25 protein-coding genes are annotated in these 23,900 nt (G+C 70.0%); 2 read left to right on the forward strand and 23 right to left on the reverse strand.

The genetic code is table 11. The annotated features are described in order from the left end of the window. Positions 1-821 precede the first annotated feature (821 nt). The 18 genes from fabG to N8I74_RS03050 all read right to left on the reverse strand — a co-directional run bounded on the left by fabG (position 822) and on the right by N8I74_RS03050 (position 17,545). Positions 822-1,547 (reverse strand): 3-oxoacyl-ACP reductase FabG, encoded by a 726-nt coding sequence (fabG, locus tag N8I74_RS02965; protein WP_263125433.1) that lies wholly within the window; start codon positions 1,545-1,547, stop codon positions 822-824. After that, positions 1,544-2,020, reverse strand: coding sequence for an ApeP family dehydratase (locus tag N8I74_RS02970; protein WP_263125434.1), 477 nt, complete (start codon positions 2,018-2,020; stop codon positions 1,544-1,546). The genes fabG and N8I74_RS02970 overlap by 4 nt, the downstream gene beginning before the upstream one ends. Next, complete coding sequence (locus tag N8I74_RS02975; RefSeq protein WP_263125435.1) at positions 2,017-3,183, reverse strand: beta-ketoacyl-ACP synthase; 1,167 nt, start codon at positions 3,181-3,183, stop codon at positions 2,017-2,019. Before N8I74_RS02975 ends, N8I74_RS02970 begins: the two co-directional genes overlap by 4 nt. Next, positions 3,180-3,716 (reverse strand): DUF3261 domain-containing protein, encoded by a 537-nt coding sequence (locus tag N8I74_RS02980; RefSeq protein WP_263125436.1) that lies wholly within the window; start codon positions 3,714-3,716, stop codon positions 3,180-3,182. Before N8I74_RS02980 ends, N8I74_RS02975 begins: the two co-directional genes overlap by 4 nt. Further along, on the reverse strand, positions 3,698-4,939 hold the full coding sequence (locus tag N8I74_RS02985) for an NAD(P)/FAD-dependent oxidoreductase (protein WP_263125437.1): 1,242 nt from the start codon (positions 4,937-4,939) through the stop codon (positions 3,698-3,700). The genes N8I74_RS02980 and N8I74_RS02985 overlap by 19 nt, the downstream gene beginning before the upstream one ends. Continuing rightward, the gene (locus N8I74_RS02990) at positions 4,936-7,239 is read right to left on the reverse strand and encodes an MMPL family transporter (protein ID WP_263125438.1); all 2,304 of its coding nucleotides are present in this window, start codon (positions 7,237-7,239) and stop codon (positions 4,936-4,938) included. The genes N8I74_RS02985 and N8I74_RS02990 overlap by 4 nt, the downstream gene beginning before the upstream one ends. Further along, positions 7,232-7,831, reverse strand: a complete 600-nt coding sequence (locus tag N8I74_RS02995; RefSeq protein WP_263125439.1) for an outer membrane lipoprotein carrier protein LolA — start codon at positions 7,829-7,831, stop codon at positions 7,232-7,234. The genes N8I74_RS02990 and N8I74_RS02995 overlap by 8 nt, the downstream gene beginning before the upstream one ends. Continuing rightward, positions 7,822-8,250, reverse strand: coding sequence for an acyl-CoA thioesterase (locus N8I74_RS03000; RefSeq protein ID WP_263125440.1), 429 nt, complete (start codon positions 8,248-8,250; stop codon positions 7,822-7,824). Before N8I74_RS03000 ends, N8I74_RS02995 begins: the two co-directional genes overlap by 10 nt. Beyond that, complete coding sequence (locus N8I74_RS03005; protein WP_263125441.1) at positions 8,243-9,772, reverse strand: HAL/PAL/TAL family ammonia-lyase; 1,530 nt, start codon at positions 9,770-9,772, stop codon at positions 8,243-8,245. Before N8I74_RS03005 ends, N8I74_RS03000 begins: the two co-directional genes overlap by 8 nt. Further along, positions 9,769-10,689 (reverse strand): LpxL/LpxP family acyltransferase, encoded by a 921-nt coding sequence (locus N8I74_RS03010; RefSeq protein WP_263125442.1) that lies wholly within the window; start codon positions 10,687-10,689, stop codon positions 9,769-9,771. The genes N8I74_RS03005 and N8I74_RS03010 overlap by 4 nt, the downstream gene beginning before the upstream one ends. Beyond that, positions 10,689-11,423 carry a glycosyltransferase family 2 protein gene (locus N8I74_RS03015; protein WP_263125443.1) on the reverse strand — a complete coding sequence of 245 codons (735 nt, stop codon included), beginning with the start codon at positions 11,421-11,423 and terminating at the stop codon, positions 10,689-10,691. Before N8I74_RS03015 ends, N8I74_RS03010 begins: the two co-directional genes overlap by 1 nt. After that, positions 11,420-13,063: an AMP-binding protein gene (locus N8I74_RS03020; protein ID WP_263125444.1), complete on the reverse strand. Its 1,644-nt coding sequence runs from the start codon at positions 13,061-13,063 to the stop codon at positions 11,420-11,422. The genes N8I74_RS03015 and N8I74_RS03020 overlap by 4 nt, the downstream gene beginning before the upstream one ends. Further along, positions 13,056-13,598 carry a COG4648 family protein gene (locus N8I74_RS03025; RefSeq protein WP_263125445.1) on the reverse strand — a complete coding sequence of 181 codons (543 nt, stop codon included), beginning with the start codon at positions 13,596-13,598 and terminating at the stop codon, positions 13,056-13,058. The genes N8I74_RS03020 and N8I74_RS03025 overlap by 8 nt, the downstream gene beginning before the upstream one ends. Positions 13,599-13,635: 37 nt before the next feature. Then, positions 13,636-13,896 carry a phosphopantetheine-binding protein gene (locus N8I74_RS03030; protein ID WP_263125446.1) on the reverse strand — a complete coding sequence of 87 codons (261 nt, stop codon included), beginning with the start codon at positions 13,894-13,896 and terminating at the stop codon, positions 13,636-13,638. Next, on the reverse strand, positions 13,826-14,650 hold the full coding sequence (locus N8I74_RS03035; protein ID WP_263125447.1) for a lysophospholipid acyltransferase family protein: 825 nt from the start codon (positions 14,648-14,650) through the stop codon (positions 13,826-13,828). Before N8I74_RS03035 ends, N8I74_RS03030 begins: the two co-directional genes overlap by 71 nt. Then, complete coding sequence (locus N8I74_RS03040; protein WP_263125448.1) at positions 14,647-15,363, reverse strand: beta-ketoacyl synthase chain length factor; 717 nt, start codon at positions 15,361-15,363, stop codon at positions 14,647-14,649. Before N8I74_RS03040 ends, N8I74_RS03035 begins: the two co-directional genes overlap by 4 nt. A 468-nt stretch (positions 15,364-15,831) precedes the next feature. Next, on the reverse strand, positions 15,832-16,719 hold the full coding sequence (locus tag N8I74_RS03045) for a dihydrodipicolinate synthase family protein (RefSeq protein ID WP_263125449.1): 888 nt from the start codon (positions 16,717-16,719) through the stop codon (positions 15,832-15,834). Between the two features lie 43 nt (positions 16,720-16,762). Further along, complete coding sequence (locus N8I74_RS03050) at positions 16,763-17,545, reverse strand: aldolase (RefSeq protein ID WP_263125450.1); 783 nt, start codon at positions 17,543-17,545, stop codon at positions 16,763-16,765. A 190-nt stretch (positions 17,546-17,735) separates the two neighbouring features. Between N8I74_RS03050 and N8I74_RS03055 the strand changes: the two genes are divergently transcribed. Further along, a complete protein-coding gene (locus N8I74_RS03055; protein ID WP_263125451.1) occupies positions 17,736-18,299 on the forward strand; it encodes a helix-turn-helix domain-containing protein in 564 nt (187 codons plus the stop codon). A 211-nt stretch (positions 18,300-18,510) separates the two neighbouring features. Further along, the gene (locus N8I74_RS03060; RefSeq protein ID WP_263125452.1) at positions 18,511-19,203 is read left to right on the forward strand and encodes an alpha/beta hydrolase; all 693 of its coding nucleotides are present in this window, start codon (positions 18,511-18,513) and stop codon (positions 19,201-19,203) included. Positions 19,204-19,259: 56 nt separating this feature from the next. Here N8I74_RS03060 and N8I74_RS03065 read toward each other — a convergent pair whose 3' ends face one another. From N8I74_RS03065 to N8I74_RS03085, 5 genes are all read right to left on the reverse strand, one after another. After that, positions 19,260-20,321 carry a tetratricopeptide repeat protein gene (locus N8I74_RS03065; protein ID WP_263125453.1) on the reverse strand — a complete coding sequence of 354 codons (1,062 nt, stop codon included), beginning with the start codon at positions 20,319-20,321 and terminating at the stop codon, positions 19,260-19,262. Positions 20,322-20,326: 5 nt separating this feature from the next. Further along, positions 20,327-20,578: a YfhL family 4Fe-4S dicluster ferredoxin gene (locus tag N8I74_RS03070; protein WP_263125454.1), complete on the reverse strand. Its 252-nt coding sequence runs from the start codon at positions 20,576-20,578 to the stop codon at positions 20,327-20,329. A gap of 111 nt (positions 20,579-20,689) precedes the next feature. Then, positions 20,690-21,238, reverse strand: coding sequence for a 16S rRNA (guanine(966)-N(2))-methyltransferase RsmD (gene rsmD / locus N8I74_RS03075; RefSeq protein WP_263125455.1), 549 nt, complete (start codon positions 21,236-21,238; stop codon positions 20,690-20,692). Then, a complete protein-coding gene (locus N8I74_RS03080) occupies positions 21,235-22,581 on the reverse strand; it encodes a M16 family metallopeptidase (protein ID WP_263125456.1) in 1,347 nt (448 codons plus the stop codon). The genes rsmD and N8I74_RS03080 overlap by 4 nt, the downstream gene beginning before the upstream one ends. Next, on the reverse strand, positions 22,571-23,896 hold the full coding sequence (locus N8I74_RS03085) for a M16 family metallopeptidase (RefSeq protein WP_263125457.1): 1,326 nt from the start codon (positions 23,894-23,896) through the stop codon (positions 22,571-22,573). Before N8I74_RS03085 ends, N8I74_RS03080 begins: the two co-directional genes overlap by 11 nt. Positions 23,897-23,900 lie beyond the last annotated feature (4 nt).

Consider the following 23,900-nt stretch of genomic DNA (forward strand, 5'->3'; position numbering starts at 1 on the left):
GAACTGAATTTGCGCATCCACACTCTCCGCGCAAACACTGACCCCTGCCGTGAGGCAGGGGTTTTTTTTTGCCGCCGCTTCGCGCCTGAAGGCCAGTATCGGGACCGCCATGCCCCATGGCGCGGCTATACGACCCGCGGGCCCCTGGAATGCCATCTGCAGGACACGCGAATGGGGCGAGGTCATCGATGTCGTGCTTCCGGCCTGCCAGGTAGTGCGGGTCGGATGGCGGGCGTGGAGGGTCCCGCCTTGCTGCCAGGATTTGCTCCCATCTTGACCGGCGCGGGTGAAGGCCGAAGCGAAAGACACCCTTGTTGATCACAAAGCCGGCGCCAGGGCCGTGCCATCCGGGCTGGCATCGTCCTCTGCTGCCCGCCACCGGCCTCGCTGGTGCTGGCTGTGCTGCTCACGCCGAGCGTGCACCGGAACATCCGGAGTAACGCCATCCGGCGCGCCGGATGTGCGACGGGAGCGGGCGCAGCGGCTCCCGGAGCAGGGGCGGGACCCGCTGTCCAAGGCAGGTCACGCGTTCACCGACCTGCTTGGCCGGATGCACTACTCGTCGCCGAACGCGGTGAAGGTGCCGGATAGCGCGATCAGGGCATGAACGATGTAGTGGCGCGCTGGCGCATCGCGCCGGCGGCAGCAGGTCAAGGCGCGGCGCCCTCGCGCAGGCCCGGTGCACTGCCGTGCGGCACCAGGCCATAGTCCTTGCGTACCGATCGGCCAACGAGGTCGGCGTGGCCCGCCTTGGCAGGCAGTGCGCAGGTGGGCGTTGCCCCTGCCTGCCAGCCCCTTCCGGATTCGAAGGCCGACCCGCCCTAGATCAGCCCGCCGTTGACCGCGATCACCTGGCGGGTGATGTACGCTGCCTCGTCGCGCATCAGGAATGCCACCGCGGCGGCGACGTCCTCCGGTCTGCCCAGCCGCCGCGCCGGGATTTGCTGCAGCACCGCGTCGCGTACCGCCGCCTCGACCATGTCAGTCTCGATCAGGCCGGGCGCGACGCAGTTGACCGTGATCCGCCGCTTGGCCAGCTCCAGCGCCAGTGCCTTGGTCGCACCGATCAGGCCGGCCTTGGCCGCGCTGTAGTTCACCTGTCCGCGATTGCCGATCTGGCCGGAGATGGAGGCGATGGTGACGATGCGACCCGGCTGGCGCCGCTGCACCATGGGCAGCACCAACGGGTGCAGCACATTGTAGAACCCGTCCAGATTGGTGCGGAGCACGCCGTCCCAGGCCGCGTCGCTCATGGCCGGGAACGCGGCGTCGGCGGCGATGCCGGCATTGCAGACCACGCCGTAGTAGGCGCCATGCCGGGCGATATCGGCCTCCAACGCCGTGCGCGCGCCGCCGCGGTCGGTCACGTCGAACTGCAGCACACGCGCCGTACGGCCCAGGGTGCCGATGTCCGTGGCAAGTGCGTCGGCCGCGTCGCGCCGGCTGCGGCAGTGCACGACGAGGTCGAAGCCTTCCTGCGCCAGCCGCAGTGCGATGGCTGCGCCGATGCCGCCGGTGGCGCCGGTGACGAGAACGGTGTCGGTCATGATGTGAGCCCTGTTTCAGGCCGGTCGGGTTGGAACACCGAAAGCGTGGACTCGGCCAGCAGGCGGCCATCGGCAGCCTCGATCCGGCCATGCAGCAGCGCAAGCCCGCCATCCCCGGTGCCGGATTCGCGCACTGCCTCGATCCGCAGCACCTCGCCGCAATGGAACCACGGCTGGTGGATCAGATAGCGCCGGGCGCCGACCAGAAAGCCCGGCCGCACCGCTGCGCCCTGCTGCCGCGCCTCCCAGCCGGCCAGCGCGGCGGCGCTCTGTGCCATGTATTCGATGCCGACCCAGGCGCCGACCCGGCCGTCGTTGCAAAAAGGCCCGTCCTTGCGGATGGCGAGCCCGGTGCGGATCCAATCCGGGCCGATCGCCAGCACCGTATCGAGCAGGCACATTGGCGCCGCGTGCGGTACCAGCTCGGCAATGGCGGGCCAGCCGTCTGCGGGGGGCGGCAAGGCCGGCTTCATGCGTGCTCCAGCAGCAGGGCGACATTGTTGCCACCGAAGGCGAACGAATGGCTGAGTGCGGCGCGGGGCGGCGAGGGCAGCCGCATCGCCGGCGCGATGAGGGTCAGTGCCGGCAGTGCGGGGTCGGCGTTCCCGTCCCAGCAATGCGGTGGCAGCGTGCCGTCGCCTGTCAGCGTCAGCCAGGCGATGCCCGCCTCGATGGCGCCGGCCGCGCCCAGCGTATGCCCGGTCAGCGGCTTGGTGCTGCTGGCCGGCACGCCGGGCAGCAGCTCGGCCGCCAGCGTGGCCTCCATCGCATCATTGAGTGGGGTGCCGGTACCGTGCAGGTTCACATAGCCGATGTCCGCCGCGCCGCGCCCGGCGCGGGCCAGCGCCTGCGCAACGGCCCGGCGTGCGCCGGCCCCGCACGGATCGGGCGCCGACACGTGGTGGCCGTCCGAGCTTTCACCCCAGCCGGCGAGCCGCACCGGGCCGGGTCCGCGCTGCATCAGGAACAACGCCGCGCCCTCGCCGATGTTGATGCCGTCGCGCCGGCTCGAAAACGGATTGCAGCGGCCTGTCGACAGCGCTTCCAGCGCCGCGAAGCCGGCAACGGTGAAGCGGCACAGCGTATCGGCACCGCCGGCCAGCACCACATCCGCCACACCGGTGGCCAGCAGCCGTGCGCCGGCGGCCAGCGCCTTGGCGCTGGAGGTGCAGGCAGTCGAGATCACATAGGCCGGCCCGCGGCTGCCGATCCGGGCGGCGAGGAACTCGGCCGGCGATCCCAGCTCCTGCTGCGCGTAGTGGAACTGTGCCGGGAAGCGCCCGTGCGCCAGCCATTCGCCCATCGCCACCTCGCCTTCAGCGATACCGGTGGTGCTGGTGCCGAGCACCACGGCGATCCGGGTCGGATCGACGCCCCGGCACGCGGCTTCCACCTCGTCCCGGATCTGCGCCAACGCCGCCAGCAGCAGCGCGTTGTTGCGGCTGCGCCAACGCGTGGGATGGTCTGCCAGCGTGGGCAGCGGTGCATCGACGAAACCCAAGTGGCGTGGCGTGCCGGGGCTGCAGGCGTCGCTGGCGCGCAGGCCGGGGCTGGTGCCGGCGAACAGGTTGCGGCGGATGGTCGCAAGGTCCGCTCCCAGCGCGCAGACCATGCCCAGGCTGCATAGCGTGCTCATCGCACGTCCTCCGATTCGATGGCGAGCCGGTAGCCGCCCGACAGCGCCTGCAGCGTGGCGCCGTGCCATGGATCGCCGTCGCGGTAGCGGACCACGAGTTCGACCGCGCCTTGCGCATTGCGCACGGTGCGCACGCCGGCCGCCTCGTCGGCCTGCCAACCCGCGGGCAATGCTTGGCGCAGCGCCGCCAGCGGCGTGTGCACCGCCAGGAAGTCGTTGACGATGCGCGCGGGTGTGAGTCCCGCCGGCAGGCCGGCGCCCGGGCCCTGGCTGATCCGCCGGCCATCGTAGTCAAGCGTGAACAGTCGCAGCGCCAGCGCGTTGCCGATGATGCGCAGCCGATCTGCCCGCACCTGCACCACCGCTTCCAGCGCATGGTGCCCGCCCTGCCGGGTCAGCACCAGCCGTTGCTCGGCGAGCCGCTCGCCCAGCGCCGCCGGCGGTACCGGCCACGGCGCCGGCGATGGCGCCAGCGCAGCGCAGCCGGCCAGCAGCCATCCCGCCAGTGCGATGCTCAGTTCCCCCAGTCGCATGCCGCCTCCAGGCTGGCCAGCCGCCGCTCGGGCTCGGCCACGAACGGATTGTCCCCGTCCCAGGCGTAGCCGGCGAGGATGGCCGAGATCATCCGGCTGATCGCCGGGGTCTTGTACGGGTGGAAGATGATCTGCTGGAAGCGCCCGTCGTACCAGGCGCGCACGAAGGCGCGGAAGGTGTCCACACCGCGCTTGAGCGGGCGGGCGTAGTCGGCCTCCCAGTCGACGGTCTCGCCGGCTGCCTCGCGCCGCAGCGCCGCCGCGGCAAGGCTGGCCGACTTGAGTGCGATGGTGACGCCGCTGGAGAACACCGGGTCAAGGAACTCGCCGGCGTTGCCCAGCAGCGCGTAGCCGCGTCCCCACAGTGCGCGCACGTTGGCGGCATAGCCGACGATATGCCGTGCCGGCGTATCCCACACTGCCTGGTCCAGCAAGTGCGACAACCCCGGATCTTCGGCCACCAGCGCCTGCAGCCGCTCGGTATCGTTGCCTTCGAAGCGTTCGAGGAAGCCGGTGGTGGCGACCACGCCGATCGAGCTGCGCCCATCGGAGAATGGGATCAGCCAGTACCATACGTCGCAGTGCCGCGGATGGACGGTGACGCGGATCTTGTTGCGGTCAAAGCCGGCGGCGCCGGGGCGGATGCCGTCCTCGACATGCGTGAACAATGCGCCGCGGCTGGGAAAGTCGGACGGCGTTTCCAGCTGCAACAAGCGTGGCAGCGTGCGGCCGAAGCCGCTGGCGTCGAGCAGGAAGCGACCTGCGATGCGGTAGGACGCCCCGTCCGGCGCACGGACCGACAGGGTGGGGCGGGCGCCGTCCACGTCGGCGGCCAGCACCTGGTGGCCGTAGCGGATGTCCGCCCCCAGTCGGGCCGCGGCGTCGGCCAACACCTGGTCGAAGCGTGCACGCTGTACCTGGTAGGTGGTGCCCCAGCCGGGCGTGGACTTGTCGCGGAAATCGAAGGCGGTCTGCGTCTGCCCGCGCACGAAGGCGGCGCCGTTCTTGTACTGGAACCCGGCCTCGATGACGTCCTGCAGCAGGCCGGCCTCCTCCAGCAGCCCCATGCTCTGTGGCAACAGGCTTTCGCCGATCGAGAAGCGTGGGAACACCTCACGCTCGATCACGGTCACCTGCCGTCCCTGGCGCCGCAGCAGCGCGGCCGCCAACGCGCCGGCGGGCCCGGCGCCGATGATCAGGATGTCGGTCTGTTCCACGTTCACCAGGGTGCTCCTTCAACATGATGGGCCGGGCCCGCCGGGGCGCGGCACCAGGGGGCGATCAGCCAGGCGAGGGCCACGCCTAACAGGGTGGCCAGGCCGAACGCGGCCAGCGCCGGGGTGTGGCTGAAGGCCAGCAGGCCGAACGACAGCATGGTGCTGGCCGCCGACAGCGTGGTGGCGATCTGCATCCGGCCGTCCTCGGGATGCTCGGCATGGAAGATGCCATAGTCCACGCCGACCCCGAGCACCAGCAACAGCGCCAGCAACGTCAGCAGCTGCACCGGCTCCCCGGCGAGCCCCAGCAGCCCCAGCGTCGCGGCGCTGGCCAGCGCCGGCGGCAGCAGCACGCGCCAGGTGGCCCGGCCGTAGCGCGGCAGCAGCGCCAGCGCGCAGGCAAGATAGGCCGCCGCGAGCACCCAGCCCAGCAGCACGCGGTAACGCCCCATCAGCTGCGAGACCTCGGCCGGTTTGTCCAGCCAGCGCACGTCCGGCCCGGCGAGCGCGGCCAGTGCCGGCAGCGTGTCCGCCCCGGCGATGCCCTTGACCAGCACCACTCCCGCGTAGCGGCCGTCAGTGCCCCGACCCAGCCACAGGTGCGACAGCATGGCGCCGGCCGGTTGCGCCAGCCAGCCGGCCACCGTGAGCGGTGTGGCCGGGGCGCCCGGCGGCGCGATCCCGAATTCGGTCCGGAGCGCCGGGGCGAGCGCGGCGAGCCGGCGTGCCTGCAAGGCGACGTCGGCCTGTTGCCGTGCCGGCGGCGGCACCCAGCGTGTCAGTGCGTCGTAGCCGGTGAGCTGCCCGGTGCGCGTCAACGCGTCGAGCCGCTCCCCGAGCCGGGCAGTGCGTGCCAATACCGCCTCCGGGGTGTCCCCTGAGACGATGAAAAGCTGCGCCGGGCTGGGCAGCCCCAGCAATCCGGCCACTGCCTGATGCTCGCGCAGCAGGCCGGCATCGGTGGCGGTCAGCGCACGCACGTTGTCCTCGGCCTGGAGCCGCGCCAATCCCGCGGTGCAGAGCACGGCGGCGAGCAGCGCGATGGCGAGCGTCGCCGGCTGGGTGTGCCAGCGTGGCCAGCGGCGGTGGCCAAGCCAGCGTGCGGCACGCGTGGCGCGCAGCCGGCGCGGCGCGATTGCCGGAAACCACAGCACCACGGTCAGCCAGGCGGCAACGATGCCGCCGCCGGCAAACAGCGCCATCTGCGCCAGGCCCGGAAACGGGGTCAAGAGCAAGCCGCCGTAGGCCAGCGCGGTGGTGATCATCGCCAGGAACAGGCCGGGTGCCAGCCGTCGGTAGCGCAGCGGCACCGGTGTGTCGTCCTCGATGCCGGCCGCCAGTGCATGCAGCCCGTAGTCGACTGCCACCCCGATCAGCGTGGCGCCGAACACCAGCGTCAATGCGTGCACGCGCGGATAGCAGGCGAACACCAGCGCCATCGCGCACAGTGTGGCCACGCCGAGCGTGAGCAGCATCAGCGCCAGCGGCCGTGCCCCACCGAATACCAGTACCACCAACGCCAGCGCGCCGACCAGCGAGCCCGTGCCGATGGCCGAGACCTCGCGCCGTGCCTGTTCGGCCGCCTTGGCCGCATGCAGCACCACACCGGCGCGCAGCACCTGTGCCTGCGGCACAGTGGCGTGCAACGCCGTCTGGGCCCGGGCCAGCCCGTCGGCCACCTGTTGTGCGTCGGCCAGCGAGAACGCCGAGCCTTGCAGCGTGTAGGCGAGCAGCACGTAGTGCCGCCCCGCTGCCGTCAGCGCCAGCTGTTCGCCGTCCGGGCGCAGTGGGCTGGCGCCGGCCAGCTCGGCGAGCCAGCGGCCGAACAGGCCGAGCGGATCGTCCCGCCATGCCAGACCCGAGGCGGAGAACGGCGCAAACGCCTCGGCGCGGGCACGGGCGAGCAGCGCGGTATCGTCGGCATCGGCCAGCCAGGACCGGTCGGCCCGGCTGACGAGGCCGGCGCGGTGCGGCAGGTAGGCGGCGCGCAGCGCGTCCAGCGCGGCGCCCTGCGCCTGCGCGCGCAATGGCAGCGGTTGCAGCCGTTCGGCCAGCAGCGCGGCGGCACGGCGAGCCTCTGCCGGCTCGCGGTGGCCCACCAGCAACACCAGCTGCCGCTCGCCCTGCCGGGCCAGGGCCTGCAACGCGGCCTCGGCGCGCGCGTCGCGCTCGTCGTGCGGCAGCAGCGCAAAGAGATCCATGTCGATGCGCGCCTGCCAGTCCGGCCAGGCCGCCGCGGCCCAGCCGGCCACGGCCAGCACCAGCAGCAGCCAGACCAGTGCCGACGCGCGCATCGCCTTACTCAAATGCCGCGTCCTCCGCCGCACCGGGGGCAGGCAGCAGCGTCACCCCGCGCAACGCGATCCGGGTCGCATCGCCGCTTTGCGCGGTGAGGTCGATGGTCTCGACGGTCTTGGCGCCGGACAGCGACAGGGTGCGCATCAGCTTGCCCAATGTGGCGGTACGCGGGGTCAGGTTGACCTGCCAACGTGCACCGTCCACGCTGGCTTCGATCTCGAAGTACCGTGCCAGCCCCTCGAAGTCGCCCGCCATCAACGCGAACAGCACCGTACCCACGGTGCCGGCCGCCGGGTCGCGCCCCGTGTTCAGGCGCAGCGTCACGGTTTCGCCCTGGCGCTGCACGATCTCATCGCGGGTGATGCGCAGCGTCTGCGCGAACGGCTTGCGCGTCTCCCACACCACGCCGCGCGCCCGGTCGAGCACGAAGCGCCCGCTGGCGCGCAGCGGTTTGTCCACGCCGACCAGCTCGCGCAGCTGCGTGAATTCGCCACGGATCACCCGTGCCTGGTCCAGCCGCGCCTGCACTTCGGACAGCGGCACCTGCGCGGCGGCGACGGCGCAGGCCAGCATCAGGGCGCAGGCGGCGATCAGGCGCATGACAGCCCCAGCCTGTCGCGCAGCACGGGGGGCGAGACAAAACACATCCGGCCCGAGGCCAGTTCGACCGCGGCCTGCACGGTATGACCGCGTGTCAGGCGCTCGCCATTGGCGGCGTCGCGGATTTCGTAGCGGATCTTCATGCGGTTCTCCCATTCGATCAGTTCGGCGCGTACCCGGATGCGCTGCTGATAGGTCAGCGGCCGGGCGTAGCGCACGGTCAGCTCGATCACCGGCCAGCTGTAGCCCGAGGCCCGCATCTGCGGTACGTCGTAATCGATCCCCTGCAACAATGCCGTACGCGCATGCTCGAAGTAACGGGCATAGTTGCCATGCCACACCACCGCCAGCGGGTCCAGGTCGTGGAACGGCACCACCAGTTCGACCTCGGCGGCCGCATGGGGCGGGGCGTTACGCATCGATGGCTCCGGCGCGCAGGTCGTCGAGCAGGTGTCGCAACAGCGGTTCGAGCGCGACATCCTCCGTGATGAATGGAATGCGCGCGCCCAGCGCATCGAGCCAGGCCTGCGCCGGGGCCGACAGCGGCAGCGGCGTGTGCCGGGCGCGCAGCGCGCACCCCTGGCGCACCGCGACCAGCATGGCGGCGACCACCTGCTCGGTCAGCGTCAGCACCCGCAGCGCGTCGCGCGCGGCGATGGTGCCCATGCTGACCTTGTCCTGGTTGTGGCACTCGGTCGAGCGCGAGAACACCGAGGCGGGCAGCGTCAGCTTGAGCGCCTCGGCGGTCCAGGCCGAGACGCTGATCTGCAGCGCCTTCAGCCCGTGGTTGAGCGGGGCGCGCGCCCCGGTGGCGCCCGAGAGATTCGCCGGCAACCCGTTGCTGTAGCGCGCATCGACCAACAGCGCGAGCTGGCGGTCCAACAGGTCGGCCACATTGGCGACCAGCTGCTTGAGGCTGTCCATCGCGAACGCGATATGGCCACCGTAGAAGTGGCCACCGTGCAGCACGCGACCGCTGGCCACGTCGACCAGCGGATTGTCGTTGGCGCTGTTCAATTCGCGTTCGATCAATTGGGCCAGGAACGGCAGCGCATCCGCCAGCACGCCGATCACGTGCGGTGCGCAGCGCAGTGAATAGCGGTCCTGCAAGCGGCCGGACGGCGGGTCGGGCTCCGGGACGAGGTCGGCGCGCAGCCCGGCCGCCACCTGCTGCTGGCCCGGGTGCGGCTTGGCGGCGAACAGCGTCTCGTCGAAATGCAGCGGATTGCCGCCGGTGGCGGCCACCGCCAGCGCGGTGATGCGGGTGGCCAGCCGCGCCAGTGTCGCGGCACGTCCCCAGGCCAGACAGGCGAGGCCGGTCATCACCGCGGTGCCGTTCATCACGGCGAGCGCTTCCTTGGGACGCAGCACGTGCGGCGCCAACCCGTACGCCGCCAGCGCCTCGGCGGCCGGCCGGGTGCCGTCGCCGGCCAGTACCTCGCGTTCGCCGCACAGCACGGCCGCCACATACGAGAGCGGGGTCAGATCGCCGCTGGCGCCCACCGAGCCTTCGGCCGGGATGCGCGGCAGCAGGTCATGTGCCAGCAACTGCTGCAACTGGCGCAGCAGCGCGTAGCTGACGCCTGATTGCCCGCGGGCGAGCGACGCCAGCCGCGCTGCCAGGATGGCGCGGGTCTCCTCGGCCTCGAAGATCCGCCCCAGCCCACAGCCGTGGTAGGTGTAGAGCTGGCGCGGCAGTTCCCATGCCAGGCCAGGCGGCACGGCCACGGTGCAGGAATCGCCATAGCCGGTGGTGACGCCATACACCACGCCATCGCGCGCCAGCAGTGCGTCGATCAGTGCCGCGCCGGCGTCGATATGCGCAACGAAGTGCGGCGCGTCCTCCAGCTCGGCAGTGGCGGCGCGGCGCGCAAGCGCCAGGACGTCGGCGAGGGTCAGGGGCTGTGCGCCGAAGCGTACGGAGGGGGAGGGGGGCATCATGCCGGGTGCTCGATCCGCCAGAACGGGTAGAAATTGAACCACTGCAACGGCGCGGCGCGGCATTCGGCTTCCAGCAGCGTCGCAAACGCCGCCACGCAGGGCCGGACCGCCTGCAGCCGGTCGTGGCGCGGCAATGGGATCTCGTCGGCGAGCCGGCGCAGCACCAGGTGCCAGCCGTCGCTGCGCCGACTGGTCAGCAGCGCCAGCAGGGGGCAGCGCAGCAGGCCGGCCAGCATCGCCGGGCCGATCGGAAACTCGGCCGGCGCACCGAGGAATTGGGTCGTGACACGGTTGCCGGCGCTCAGCGGTATCCGATCGCCGGCGATCACCACGAATTCGCCACGCGCCACGCGCTCGCCCAGCAGGATCGCGGTGGCGGCCGACAGCTCGGACACCTGGATCAGGTCGACTTCGCTTTGCGGGTTGATCTCGCGCAGCAGCCGGTTGAAGCGCGGCGCGTGCCGCGTATGCACCAGCACATTGAGCCTGAGCGCATGCTGGGTCTGCGCCAGCACCCGCGCCAGTTCCACGTTGCCGAAATGCGCGGTGGCGATGACCGCGCCGCGTCCGGCCTGCTGCAGCGTCAGCAGCACCTCGGCACCGTCGACGTGGCAGGGCGCGTCCGGCGCCTCGCCGCTCCAAAGCCGCAGCTTGTCGAGCATGGTCTCGCCGAAGGCGGTGAAATGGCGCAGCACATTGGCCAGCGTCGGCGCCGGGGTGGCACCGCCGCTGAAGCGGTACAGCCGGGCCAGATAGTCGCGCGAGGCACGTCGCGCCAGCGGGCGGCTGGCCACGAACCAGAGCAGCACCGGATAGAGCAGCAGCCGCAATGGGCGGCGCCCGCAACATCGGTACAGCGCGAACACCGCGCGCATGCCCCACAGCCAGCCGCCTTCGCCGATCCGCGCCCAGTGCATCAGCGGCTTCCCCGCAGCAGCCGCCACGCGAGCCGCGGCGCGCGCAGCAGCATGCCCAGGCACAGCCGCAGGTGCATGGCCGAGATCAGCACGTTGTCCTGCAGCATGCGGAAATGCGAAATGCCGTGCTCCGGGTAGTGCACCCGCACCGGCAGGTTGACGATGGGCACCTCGGCCCAATCCAGCCGTACCAGGATCTCGGTGTCGAAATCCATGCGCCGCCCTACCGTGGTGCGCGCCAGCAGCGCCAGCGTCGGTGCCAGCGGATAGAGCCTGAAGCCGCACATCGAATCGCGGATGCGCAGGCTCAAGGTGTTGATCCACACCCAGATATGGGTCAGGTAGCGGCAGTAGAAGCGGATGCGCGGCACGGTATGGTCGTACACCGGGTAGCCGGCGATCACGGCATCCGGTCGTGCCCGCATCGCCTCGATGAAGACCGGCAGCGCGGCCAGATCGTGCTGGCCGTCGGCGTCCAGCTGCAGCGCGTGGCTATGGCCCAGCGCGGCGGCCTGGCGAAAGCCGGAGACCACGGCGGCACCCTTGCCCAGGTTGGCCGTATGTCGCACCAGCGCGACGCCCGGCCCCGCCAGCGCATCGAGCACGGCGGCGCAGACGGCGTCGCTGCCGTCGTCGACCAGCACGCAGGGCAGGCCGGCGGCGCGCAGCTGCGCCACCAGCGCGCCGATCACCCGCGGATGGTTGTAGACCGGAATCACCGCGCACAACGTCATTGCGGCTCCTGTGCGAAGTACAGTCGGCCGCCGGCATGCGGCGTGCCGTCCTCGGCATGGTATTCGAATGTGAGTTGCCCCCGCCCGGGCAGCCAGGCCAGGCGCAGGCTGACCACCGCGCCGGGCCGGACCGCACGCTGGAACTTGATCGCCTGCATGCCGGTGCAGTCGGGCGGTAGCGCGAAATGGCGCCGGCCGTAGTGCACCGCCCAATCGATCAGTGCCACGCCGGGCAGCACCGGCAGCTCCGGGAAGTGCCCGGCGAACGGGGCGAGCGTGGCATCCACATGGCAGCGCAGTGTCACGGCCTCGCCATCGGCTGCGGCGTCGAGCACGTAGGGCAGCGCGGGCGCGCCGTCGAACAGTGCGGCCAGCGCCTGCACGGTGACCTTGCCCATCGCATCCTGCGGCAAGGCATCGACGAGGCGCCAGCGCCGCGGCACCGCCGGTGGCGCCAGCACCTGCGCCAGCCGCTCGCGCAGCCCGCGTGCCAGCATGGCCTTGCCCTGTGCCGCCAGCGCCTGCCCGCCGTGCGGCGTCAGCACCAGTGCCGCGCCCAGCCGCGCCGGCGTGCCGGGCAGCGGCAGCACCCGGGCCGCGGCCACCTCGGGCTGCAGCAGCAGCGCCGCCTCCACCTGGGTGAGCGAGATGCGGTTTTCCTCCAGCTTGACGATGCGGTCGGCCCGCCCCAGCAGCCGGAACCCGTCGCCATCCGCCTCGGCGCGATCGCCGGTGGACCGCGCCGCTGCGTCCGGCAGGAACGGCGAGCGTACCGCGAGCAGGCCGTCGTCGATTGTCACCGACACGCCGGCGAGCGGCTGCCAGGGCGCTGCCGGGTCGGCGCGCCAAGCGATGCCGCCGGTCTCGGTGCTGCCGTACACCTCATGCACCGGCGTGCCCAGCCGTCCGGCCGCCGCGCGGGCCGCATCGGTGGCCAATGGTCCGCCCGAGGAAAACACTGCTGCGATGCCAGCCGGGGGCCAGGCGGTGGATGTGGGCAGCCGGGTCAGCAGTGCCGGGCTCGCCACCAGCACGCAGCGCCCATCCGGCACGAGGGCCTGCAGCATCTCGGGGTAGGCGAGCGTGGCGGCGACGAAGGGGCGGCGTGCTGCCAGCGGCCACAACACGCGGAACAACAGACCGTAGCAATGGTGCGGCGGCACGCTGCCCACCACCGGCGCCGTCGGCGGCAGATCGAAGGTGCGGGCCAGCGTCGCCACTTCGGCGGTGAGCTGTGTCAGCCGCTTGGGCGCCGCAACGGGGGTGCCGGTGGAACCGGAAGTGAACAGCACCAGCTGCGCCTCGCCCAGCGGTGTCAGTGCCACCGGCTGTTGTGGCCAGTCGGCATCGGCGGCGATCCGGGGGGCGTCGCCCACCGCTGCGCGCATCGCCGCGCTGTCATCGCCGGGCAGCAGCACCGTCCTGCCGGCATGCCAGGCACCGAACAGCCAGACCGAGAAGCGGTAGGCATCGGTTTCGTGCAAGGCCACGCTGGGGCCGGGCAGCCGCGCGAGCGTGGCCGCGGCACAGGCCACGTCGTGACGCCAGCGTGCCGCGCCGCGCAGGCCGTCGCCACACAGCGCCACCGGCCAATCCCCGTCGGCGCAGGCGAGCCCGGCAAGCGCGAGCGGTTCATCCATGCTGTTCCGCCCGGCGTCGCACCCGGCGCCGCACCAGCCATTCACCGCCCAGCAGCAGGCCCATCAGCAGGTAGGCGACGCCACCGTTGTACAGCGCCCATGTTGTCTGGTCGGCCCACAGGCCGGTGGCGAGCGCGAGCGCGCCGTTGACGGTGAAGAAACCGCACCACAGCCAGGTGACACGGCGGGTGTAGGCCACCGCCGCGGCCGGCAGGTCCGGCTCGGTCAGCCGGGCGAAGCGTTCGATGGCGCTGGGTGGGTGGCGCAGGCTGTAGCCGAATCCCGCCAGCAGCGCGGCGTTGACCAGCACCGGATAGGCCCGCAGCGGCCAGTCGCTGCGCGCGGCCAGCGCCAGCAATCCAAGGCCGGCGGCCAGCAGCCCCAGCCAGCGCGCGACGCTGCGCAATGCCGGGCGCAGCCAGGCCAGCGGCAGCAGCGCGAGGCCGGCCAGCCACAACGGCCAGCCGGCCGCGAGGCACAGCAGCAACGCCAGCGGCGCCAGCACACCCGGCAGCAGGGCCGCGGCGCGAGTCATTGCGGCGTGCGCATGGCGCGGCAGGACCGGATCGCCATCAGCGGGTGCGCGCCGTGGCGACGAAAGCGGCGAGCGTGCTCACCGAGGCGAAGTGGCGGCGCGTTTCGTCCGACTCGGCCGCGAGCGACAGGCCGTAGCGTTTCTGCAGCGCCACGCCCAGCTCCAGCGCGTCGATCGAATCGAGGCCGAGGCCGCTGCCGAACAACGGCGCGTCCGGGTCGATGTCGCTAGGCGCCATGTCCTCCAAATTCAGGCTCTCGATAATCAAATGCTTGATCTCGTCGATCAGTGGGTCCATGGCGGGCGATCTCCTCGATGAAGAATTGCTCCAGGCGCCGGGTGTAGAGCCGGGCGCCCAGGCTGGGGGGCAGCGCTTCGGGCAGCAGCGCCGCCGGCGGCACGTCGTCCAGCACGTGCAGCACGAAATGGGGTCTGCGGCGTGGCACCCGATACCACGGCGCGCCCTTGGGCAGCGTCGGTTCGGAACAGGTGATCAGCACCGGTGTGACACTCAACCCGCCGCGCACCGCGATATTGGCGGCGCCGCGCTGGAAGGCCGGCCTGGCGCCGGGTGGGGTGCGCGTGCCTTCCGGGAACAGGATCAGATTGTTGCCGGCCGCCACCGAGTCGATGGCGGCGCGCAGCAGGCCCGGGCCGTCGGCATTGCTGATGAAGCCGCTGGCGTAGACCGGGCCGAAGGTGATCGGGTTGCGGCACAACGCCGCCTTGACGATGCAGTCCGGATACGGGGTGAGCGCCATCAGCAGCGTCACGTCGATCAGCGAGGGATGGTTGGCGACGATGAACAGGCCGCGGCGCGCGAGCTTTTCGGCGCCGTGCACTTCGACGCTCATCGCGCCGGTGGCGCACATCAGCCGCACCTGTACCCGCAGCACATGATGCACCAGTTGCCGGGCGAGCCCTTGACGCTGCTGGCGCGGCAGTACCGGCACCAGCGGCAGCGCCCCGAGTGCCACGACCAGACAGGCAAGGGCGAAGCCCGCGAAACACAGGGCAGTGGCGCAGATACGCCAGAGGCGTTCCGGCATCATGCGACGGGCTCCAGCGTCCAGCGGCGCCCTTGGCCGCACCAGTCGAACGCCTCGCCGGTCAGCAGTGCACGCAACACCCCACAGGCGGCCGGTTCGATGTCTTCGCCATCGGCAGCGCTCCAGCGCAGCTGCCAGCGATTGCCCGGCCTCAGCACCAGCGCGTAGGCATAGGGCTGCTCGGCCTCGTCGGCGAACGCACCGTACACCTCGGGCAACGGCTCATCCGCCTGCACCAGCATCACCGCAGCGGCGCCTTCGGCCATCTGCATCAGTGCCTCCACCAGCCCGCCCCAGATGGTGCTGCGCCCGGCGGCCAGCGCGCTGACCGGCACCCGGCTGCCGCGTGCAATGGTGAACAGCCCGGCGATGGCGTGATGCACTGCCATGCTGAACTGCTGTGCCGAGACGGCGGTGTCCTGGTGCAGTGTCTGCAGCAGTTGCACCTGCCGCGTGCTCTCGCCATGGCGCGAGCAATAGACGATGGGGGTGTGTTCGGGGTCGGGATTGCACTGGTAGAGGGTTTCGAGCGCCATGCGGCCAACGCGGTGGGCGCGCCGACGCAGCAGCGGCGGCATCGCCGCCAGCGCCGGGGCCGCGTCGTCCTCGGCAGGCATGTCGGCGCCCGCGGCCCAGTCCAGCCAGGCGGCGGCATCGCGTCGTGCCGGACTCCACGCGGACCAGCCGGCAAGCTCGAAACGCAGGGCGTCGTACATGGCCGGGACGTCAGGTGCGATGGTCCGGCCTGCGAGCGGCCGCGACGATGGATGACAAAGTGAACAGCATGGCCGAATCCGTGCATGGACGACTTCGCCGGATCTGGCGTCCGGCGCTCCCCCGATCCCCGCTGCAACACTGCGGTGGCAGCACGCCGGACAAGCGGCATGGGACGGAGGGCGATTTTACACAAACCCGGAAACGGGAATGAATTGTAAGCGTGGCGGCGGTGATGTTCGGCACATTGCCATGGCGCGACGGTGGGCCTGCCCGATGCAGTCGGCATCGGCGACCGACGTTCAGCCGCGGTGCTGCTGCCTTTCTGGCGGCTTTCAATGCGTGTAGCGTACTGCCCGTGACCGGGACATCGGCGCGCCGCCAGGCCGGCTACCGGCGGCGGCAGTACGGCCGGCGGGTGCTGAGTGCGGCAATCGTTGCCGGGCGGCCGGGACGCCGCCCGGCGCAGGTCAGGCCAGATCCTGCAGCATGTGGGCCAGCTCGCCCTGTGCCATCTCACCCAGCGGCAGCAGCGGGTGACGTGGTTCACCAGCCTCGAAGCCCTGCAGGCGCAACCCGGCCTTGATGGTGGTGGGCAGCCCGCCCTTGAGGATGAACTGCAGCAGCGGGAACTGCCGGTAGAACACCCGGCGTGCCGCGTCCAGATCGCCTCTGCACACCGCCTCGTAGAGCTGCAGATTCCATTGCGGAATCAGATTGGGCGCCGCGGTGCACCAACCGGTCGCGCCGGCAGCGAATGCCGCGAGCGCCAGCGGGTTGCTGCCGTTGAAGAACGGGATCGCCCCGCCGGACAGCCGCATCAGCTGGTGCATGCGTTGGATATCGCCGGTGCTCTCCTTGACCATGGTGATGTTGTCGATCCCGCGTACCAGCCGCACGATCAGTTCGGGCGCGAGGTCGATGCCGCTGGTGGCCGGGTTGTTGTACAGCATGATGGGAATGCCGACCGCCTGGGCGATGCGGGCGTAGTGCTGCGTGATCTCGGCCTCGCCGAGCTTCCAATACGACACCGGCAGCACCATCACCGCATCGGCGCCGGCGCGTTCAGCGAAACGGGCGCGGCGCACCGCATTCTGCGTGGTCAGGTCGGAGATGCCGACGATCACCGGCACGCGCCGGCCGACCGCATTGATGGCAGCCTCGGCCGCGGCATCCCATTCCGTATCGTTGAGGTAGGCGCTTTCGCCGGTGCTGCCCAGCGGTGCGATGGCGTGCACGCCGGCGGTGATCAGCCGGTCGATCAGCTGTGCCAGCGCTGCGAGGTCGACCCCGCCATGCTCGGGATGGAACGGGGTGACGGGGTAGGCGACGATGCCGTGGATCGAGGGGTGTGACATGATTGGCGTCCTTGGGTGTCAAAGGGGGGGGGCAGGCTATGGCTCAGTCGAGACAATCGCTGTGGTGGCGCAGCGCGCGGCGCGCGTAGTAGGCGAACGAGGCCTGGCTGCGCTTGGGGGTGAGGATCCAGTCGTGCGCTTCGCGGGCGAGCGCTTGCGGGATCGGACGGATCACGCCGGCCGCCATCGCCAGCAGCTGCATCTGTGCGGCGCGTTCGAACAGCAGTGCCAGCACGCAGGCCTCCTCGATGCTGCGTCCGGCGATCAACAGCCCGTGGTGGGCGAGCAGGATGGTCCGCTTGCCGCCCAGTGCCGCAGTGATGATCTCACCCTCCTCGTTGCCCACCGGAACACCCGGCCAGTCGGCCAGGAAGGCGCAGTCGTCGAACAACGGGCACAAATCCATGTGCGAGACGGCCAGCGGGGTTTCCAGCATCGACAGCGCCGAGGTATGGCGTGGATGGGTATGGATGATGCAGGCCACGTCGGGGCGGGCCCGGTAGATCCAGCTATGGAAGCGGTTGGCCGGGTTGGGCATGCCCTCGCCGCGCACCACGGTCAGGTGTTCGTCCACTTCGACCAGGCTTGACGCCGAGATCTCGTCAAAGCCCTGTCCGAATGGCTGCGTGTAGTAGGTACCCGGCGCGTCGGCGCGCGCCGTGATCTGCCCGGCCAGACCCGAGTCGTGGCCATGCTCGAACAGGATGCGGCAGGTCAGCGCCAGCTTTTCCCGGATGGTGCGATCGTGGATGGGCAGCGCGGCCTGCATCTGCTGCTGCGCCTGCTGCATCAAGGTGTGCTTGGACGATAGGAAGGTATCGGTCATTGCTGATTCCTCGTGGGGCGGGCCGCGTCGACCGGCGCGGCGGGGCGGGTTTCACCGATGAGGACGGATGCGCCGCGGCCCTGTTGATATCATCCGGGCTGGTGCTTGCGCACCGACGATGAAACAAGGTTGATTGTATGACACAAAGTGTCATTGGCAATGCCCTCCGTGCCCCCTGTGAAGCCGCCTGATGACCATCCGCTTGAAATTATTGAGAAAACAGTCGCGCCTGACGCTCGAAGCGCTGGCCGAGCAGACCGGGTTGACCAAGAGCTACCTGTCCAAGGTCGAGCGCGGGTTGAGTGCACCGTCGATTGCGGTGGCGTTGAAACTGGCGCGTGCGTTGCGTGTCGACGTGGCGCAGCTCTTCGACGAGGACGCGCAGGCGGCGCCGATCACTGTGGTGCGCGCTGCCGAGCGCACGTCGGTCCGCGTGGCCGGCCAGCCCGGCAAGGCGGTGTACGAAGGCATCGCCACCCAGGTGGCACACAAGCGATTGCTGCCGTTCATGATGTATCCGCCGACCGATCTGACCACCTCGGCGTTCAAGGAGCATCCGGGGGAGGAGTTGCTGTTCGTGCACCAGGGCCGGGTGGAGGTGGTGTTTCCGGACCGCAGCATCGAGCTCGCCGTGGGCGACGTCATCCACTTCAATGCCCAGATCCCCCACCGCATCCGGTCACTGGGCGACGAGGCGGCGCAGGTGTTGATCGTGGTGCATGACGAGGCGCCGCAGGCGGACGCGGACGGCTAGCGCCTGTTCAACGCCCGTTCCATCTGCCGGCATATCTGTATGCCGCGCCCGGCCATGCGTATTGCGCATGGCCGTCATGCCCGCCGAGCCGTCTGAATGCCCGGTCTTTGCACCGATACTGTCGATGTGGCGCCAGCGTACCTGTGCCGCCCGGGCGCCGGCCCGGCACCGGAACCACAGGCCGATCGGGCGGCCACGCGATGGAGGACGGATGATGCAGCGGTGGCGCAGGGCAGCAGCACTGCTATGGGCGGCCAGCATGGCCGCAATGGCGCAGGACGTGACGCTGAAGGCCGAGGACGGCCTGGCGCTGCAGGGCGAATGGCATCCCAGTGACGCTGGCGGCGGGCGGGCGGTGCTGTTGTTGCACATGACGGTGGCCGAAGGCCGCAAGACCTGGGCACCGCTGCTGCCCCAGCTCAGGGAGGCGGGCTTTTCCGTGCTGGCGGTGGATCTGCGCGGCTTCGGCGCCACCGGCGGCACGGCCGACTGGGACGTGGCACCGCACGATGTCGCGGCCTGGATCGCCTGGTTGAAGACGCAATCGGGCATCAAGCCTGGCAGCATCGCCCTGGTCGGTGCGAGCGCCGGGGCCAACTTGGCGTTGCAGGCCTGTGCGCAGTCGCGGCAGTGCCCCACGGTGGTGGCGCTGTCGCCGGCCAGCAACGCGCTGTTCAACGCCGGGATGATGAAGCAGTTCGCCGGCCGCTCGGTCGCGCTGTACGCCGGCCGCTACGACCGCAATCCCAACGCCGCGGTGCGCGGCTTCCTGAAGGACGATGCGGGCGAGGTGATGGTGCGGATCCTGGATTCGGCCGGACATGGCACCGACCTGCTCGGCGGGGGCACGCCCTTTGTCGGCGGCGAGATCCGCGCCTGGCTCGAACGCCAGCTGCCGCGCTGACCGCCCCTGTGCGACATGGCATGGAGCGGGGACATGCCGCTGCAGTCCTGTGCGGCTCAGCCCTGGCGGCGCGTTTCCAGGCTGCGCATCCGTTCGGCCAATGCCTTGTGCCGCAATTGCGCCACCTGCGGTTGTGCTGCGGCCTCGGCCATGGTTTCGGCCAGCTCGAAATGCTTTTGCCAGTGCACGAACTCGCGATCGGTGCGGCCCATCGCGGCATTGACGCGCGCCAGCCCGGCATGCGTCTGGATCTGCAGATACAGACTGGGCGCATCGGCCACACTGGTCAGGTAATAATGGGCTGCGTGCAGCTGGCCCATGTCCAGGCAGGTTTCGCCCAACTCGATCAGATTGACCGTCTTGCCCCAGCGGTTGCTGGTGCTGGCGTTGAGCGCCAGCGAGCGTTCGAGGTGATACAACGCCTGGGCCAGCTCGCCTTGCCGCCGGCAGATATGGCCCCGGTAGTAGTACAGCTCGTGCTCGTAGTGGCAGTAGCCCATCCGCCCCAGCAGCGCTTCGGCGTGCGTCAGCTCCGCCAGCGCGGCAGGCAGGTCGTCGCGGCGGATCGCATCGGCCGCGAGGTTGATATGAAGCCCGAACGCCACGTCCAGACGCGAGATCTGCGGCAGGTATTCGCGCGCCTTGTTCAGCATCACCGTGGTGGTGGCGCGGTCGTCGTACATGAAGAACACCTTGCCAAGGCCCACATAGGCGCGCAGCACCGCCAGCGCGTCGTGGCGCTCGAAGCCGTGCTCCAGGCTCCGGAGCCACAGGTCGGCCGCCACCTCGTAGTGCTCCTGGTCGTAGGCGATGCCGGCCTTCAGATCGAGCGTGTCGAACCACAGCGGCCACAGCGAGAACGCCTCGGCCAGCGCCAGCGCCAGCGCGGCGGCCGCCTCGGCCTCGGGCATGGCGTTGGCGGCGCTGTGCGCGGCGGCTTCGATATGACAGGCGAGCGCCTGCCCCGCCTGGTATTCGATCGACTCAGCCAGCTGACGGCCCTGTGCCGCCAGCGCCAGCGCCTTGCCGGGCTTGATGTTGGCCAGCGTCTGCGCGACCGTGAGCGTCTGCTCGATCTCGGAGCGCAGATCGTGGGCGCGCGGCTGGCCGGCTTTCATTCAGATCAAGCCTGACCGGAGATGGCGAGGTACTTGCCCATCAGGGCTTCTTTCGATTCCTGCCGGTCCGGATCGTGCGGGATGCAGTCCACCGGGCAGACCTGCTGGCATTGCGGCTCGTCGTAATGGCCGACACATTCGGTGCACAGCTCGGGATTGATCTCGTAGATCTCGGCGCCTTGCGAGATTGCATTGTTCGGGCACTCCGGCTCGCAGACGTCGCAGTTGATGCATTCGTCGGTGATCATCAGAGCCATGGATTACGTCCTCGGGAAAACGGATAAAAGTCGAATAAAAACATGGCCATAGGCCGAAGGCGCGATTCTCGCACTTTCGGCGCGCGTGAACAACGTCGATTGCTGCGGCGATCAGGAAACGGGGCGCAGCAAGGCGTAGTGCACCGTGCCGGCCTGGCCCTGGCGCAGGGTCTGCCAACCGGTCAGGTCCGGCCAGCGTGCGCATTCGGCATACACCTGCCCGCCGTCGCGCAGCCGCGCCGGCAGCAGCGGCAGCACCCGGGCCAGCAGATCGGAGCCGAACGGCGGGTCGAGAAAGACCACGTCGAACCGGTCGGCACAGCGGGCAAGCCACCCGAGCGCCTCGGCCTGGACCAGCTCGATCCGCTCGGCGCCGAGCAGATGACGGTTGGCCGCCAGGGCGGCATGCACCGGCCGGGCCTGCTCCACCATCACCACCCGCGCCGCATTGCGGCTGGCCGCCTCGAAGCCGAGCGCGCCGCTGCCGGCGAAGAGATCCAGGCAATGTCGGCCGGTCAGGTCCTGTCCCAGCCAGTTGAACAGCGTTTCGCGCACCCGGTCCGGCGTGGGGCGCAGATCCTGTGCGTCCGGAAAGCGCAGCACCCGCCGCCGATACTCGCCGCCGACGATGCGCAACTGGTTGCGCGGCGCCCGGTTCACTGCGCTTCCTTGGCTGCGGGGGCCGGACCTTCGATGGCGACGCGGAACCCCTCCGGGTCGACATGGCGCTGCCAAGCCGCCTTGATCTGTGCGGCGTCAAGTTGGGCGATCCGCGCTGCGAAGCGGTCGTAGTAGTCCAGCGGCAGCTTGTAATAGCCCAGGTTGGAGACCAGCGAAAGCAACGCTTCGTTGGTGTTGCCCCAGTAGTTCATGCTGCGCAGGTAGCGGTCGCGTGCCTCGGTGACTTCCGCCTCGGACGGCCCTTCGCGGGTGAAGCGTGTGATCTGCTCGCGCAACAGCGCCAACGCCGCGTCCGCCTGCTCGTTGCGGGTGGTGAGGGTGACGCTCAACAGGCTGACGTTGCGCTGGATGTCGAGTGCGCTGCTCACGTTGTAGGTGAGCCCGCGCTGCTCGCGCAGTTCGCGCATCAGCCGCGACTGGAAGCCGGCGCTGCCCAGCATGTAGTTGCCCAGCACCACCGCGGCCATGTCGTCGTCGTGCCGGTCCAGGGCCAGCAACTGTGCCAGCTCGATGGTGCTCTGGTTCTTCTGCCGCACGATGCGTGCCGCCTCGCCGGCCTGGGCCTTGGGCATCGTCGGTTCGGGCAACGGCGCGGCGGCCTCGCCCTTGGGCAGGAAGCGCGTGAGCGCCTCGGCCATCGCCTCGGCCTGGGCGCGGTTGAGATCGCCGACGAAGGTGAGGGTGACGTTGCCGGGCACGTAGTAGCGGCGATAGAACGCCCGCGTGTCCGAATTGCCGATGTCCTTGACGTTGTCGGGGGTCATCCGGTCGACCCGCGCCAGCGGATGGGTGCCAAACAGCTGCAGCGCCAGATTGCGGCTGACCGTCGATTGCTCGGGCTTGGCGCTGAGCTGCCCGGCCAGCCAGTCGCGCCGCACCTTGAAGGAGTCAAAGGGATAGCGCGGCTCGGAGAGCTGCCTGGCCAATGTGTCCACCAGGGTGCGCGGGCTGCCCTGGGTGCTGACCATGCGGTATTCGATGCTGGCACGGTCGCGGCGCAGCTCGACGCCGTACTGGTTGCCGCTGTCGGTCAGCAACTGGTACGGCGAGCGCCATTCGTACGGCTGCAGGTCCTTGTCCATCAAGCCGTACAGCGCCAGGCTGGCCAGCCCCGGCTGCTCCGGCGGCGAGCGGCTGGCGCCGGCATCGAGGTCGATCTTCAGGTCGATCACCGGCAATTCGTGACGCTCGACCAGATAGACCGGTACGCCGTTCGGGGTCTGCCAGTGCTGGACCGGCGGGATCAGGCCGGCCTGCGCGGCCGCGCCGGACAGCAACAGCAATGCGGCGGCCCAGGCCTTGCCGCAGCGTTCAATGGCCATGCACCACTCCGCTTGTGCCGGCCTGTACCTGGTCCAGTGGCAACGCTTCGAGCACGCCCACCACGCGGCGCTCGTTGCCCAGGTAGCGCTTGACCACCCGTTCCAGGTCCTGCAGCGTCACCTGCTGCATCCGGCCCAGGTGGTCGGCGTACTGGCGCGGCGTCATGCCGTACAGGGCCAGCAGGCCCAGCTCGCGTGCCCGGTTGGACAGGGCGTCGTACGAGAAATAGTTGCGTGCCAGCATGCGCTGCTGTGCGCGTTCCAGCATCTCGCGGTACAGCCCGGCGCCGTGCAGCAGGCTGATCTGGTTGTCCATCGCCGCCTCCAGCTCGGAGAGCGAGGCCGAATCGGCCGGGGTGGCGCTGAAGACGAAGCTGGGTTCGGTGCGGCTCGGGAAGTCGAAGCTGGCGTACAGGCTGTCGCTGGCGAGCGCAAGCCGGCGTTCCTGGTAATCGTTGGCCAGCATTTCGGCAAGCACGTCCAGCGCAGCCAGATCGCCGGGCGGCATGTCCGGCGACAGGCGCCACTGGAAGGTGATCAGGCTGGAGGCCGACGGCTTCTTGAGTGCGAGCCGCTGCTGCTTGAGGGCCGTCGCCTGCCCGGCCGCCGCGCGCTCGGGCAGCGCCCGCTTGGCGATGCCACCGAAATGGTGCTCGATCAGCGTACGTGCCTTGGCCGGATCGAAATCGCCGGCCAGCACCAGGATCGCATTGTTGGGGGCGTACCATTGACCGTACCAGTCACGCAGGTCCGCCACCTTCATGCGCTGCAGGTCCTGCATATGGCCAACCACTGGATTGCGCATTGCCGAATCGGCGTAGACCATGCCCTGCATCTGCTCGCTGAACGCACGGAACGCATTGTTCTCGGTGCTCAGCCGGCGTTCTTCCTTGACCACTTCGATCTCGGTGGCAAAAAGCGTTTCCGACAGCGTGAGGTTCTGCATCCGGTCTGCTTCCAGCTGCAGCGCGGTTTCGAGGTCGGATGACGGCAGCGTCACGAAATAGTAGGTGTAGTCGCGCGTGGTGAAGGCGTTGTTCTGCCCGCCCAGGCGTCCCACGCGCGCGTGGTATTCGCCGGCCGGCACATTGGGAGTGCCGCGGAACATCATGTGCTCCAGCGCGTGCGAGATCCCGGTGAGACCGGCCGGCTCGTCGACGGCCCCGATGCGGTACCACAGTTGCAGCTCGATCACCGGCGCGCGGTGGTCCTCGTGCAGCACCACCGTCATCCCGTTTTCAAGCTGGACCACGGTGCTTGCCAGCAGTGGATGTGGCAGCGCAGCCGCTGCCGGCTGTTCATTCTTGGATTTCAATCCA

Source organism: Chitiniphilus purpureus (assembly GCF_025642115.1).
Lineage (GTDB): Bacteria > Pseudomonadota > Gammaproteobacteria > Burkholderiales > Chitinibacteraceae > Chitiniphilus > Chitiniphilus purpureus.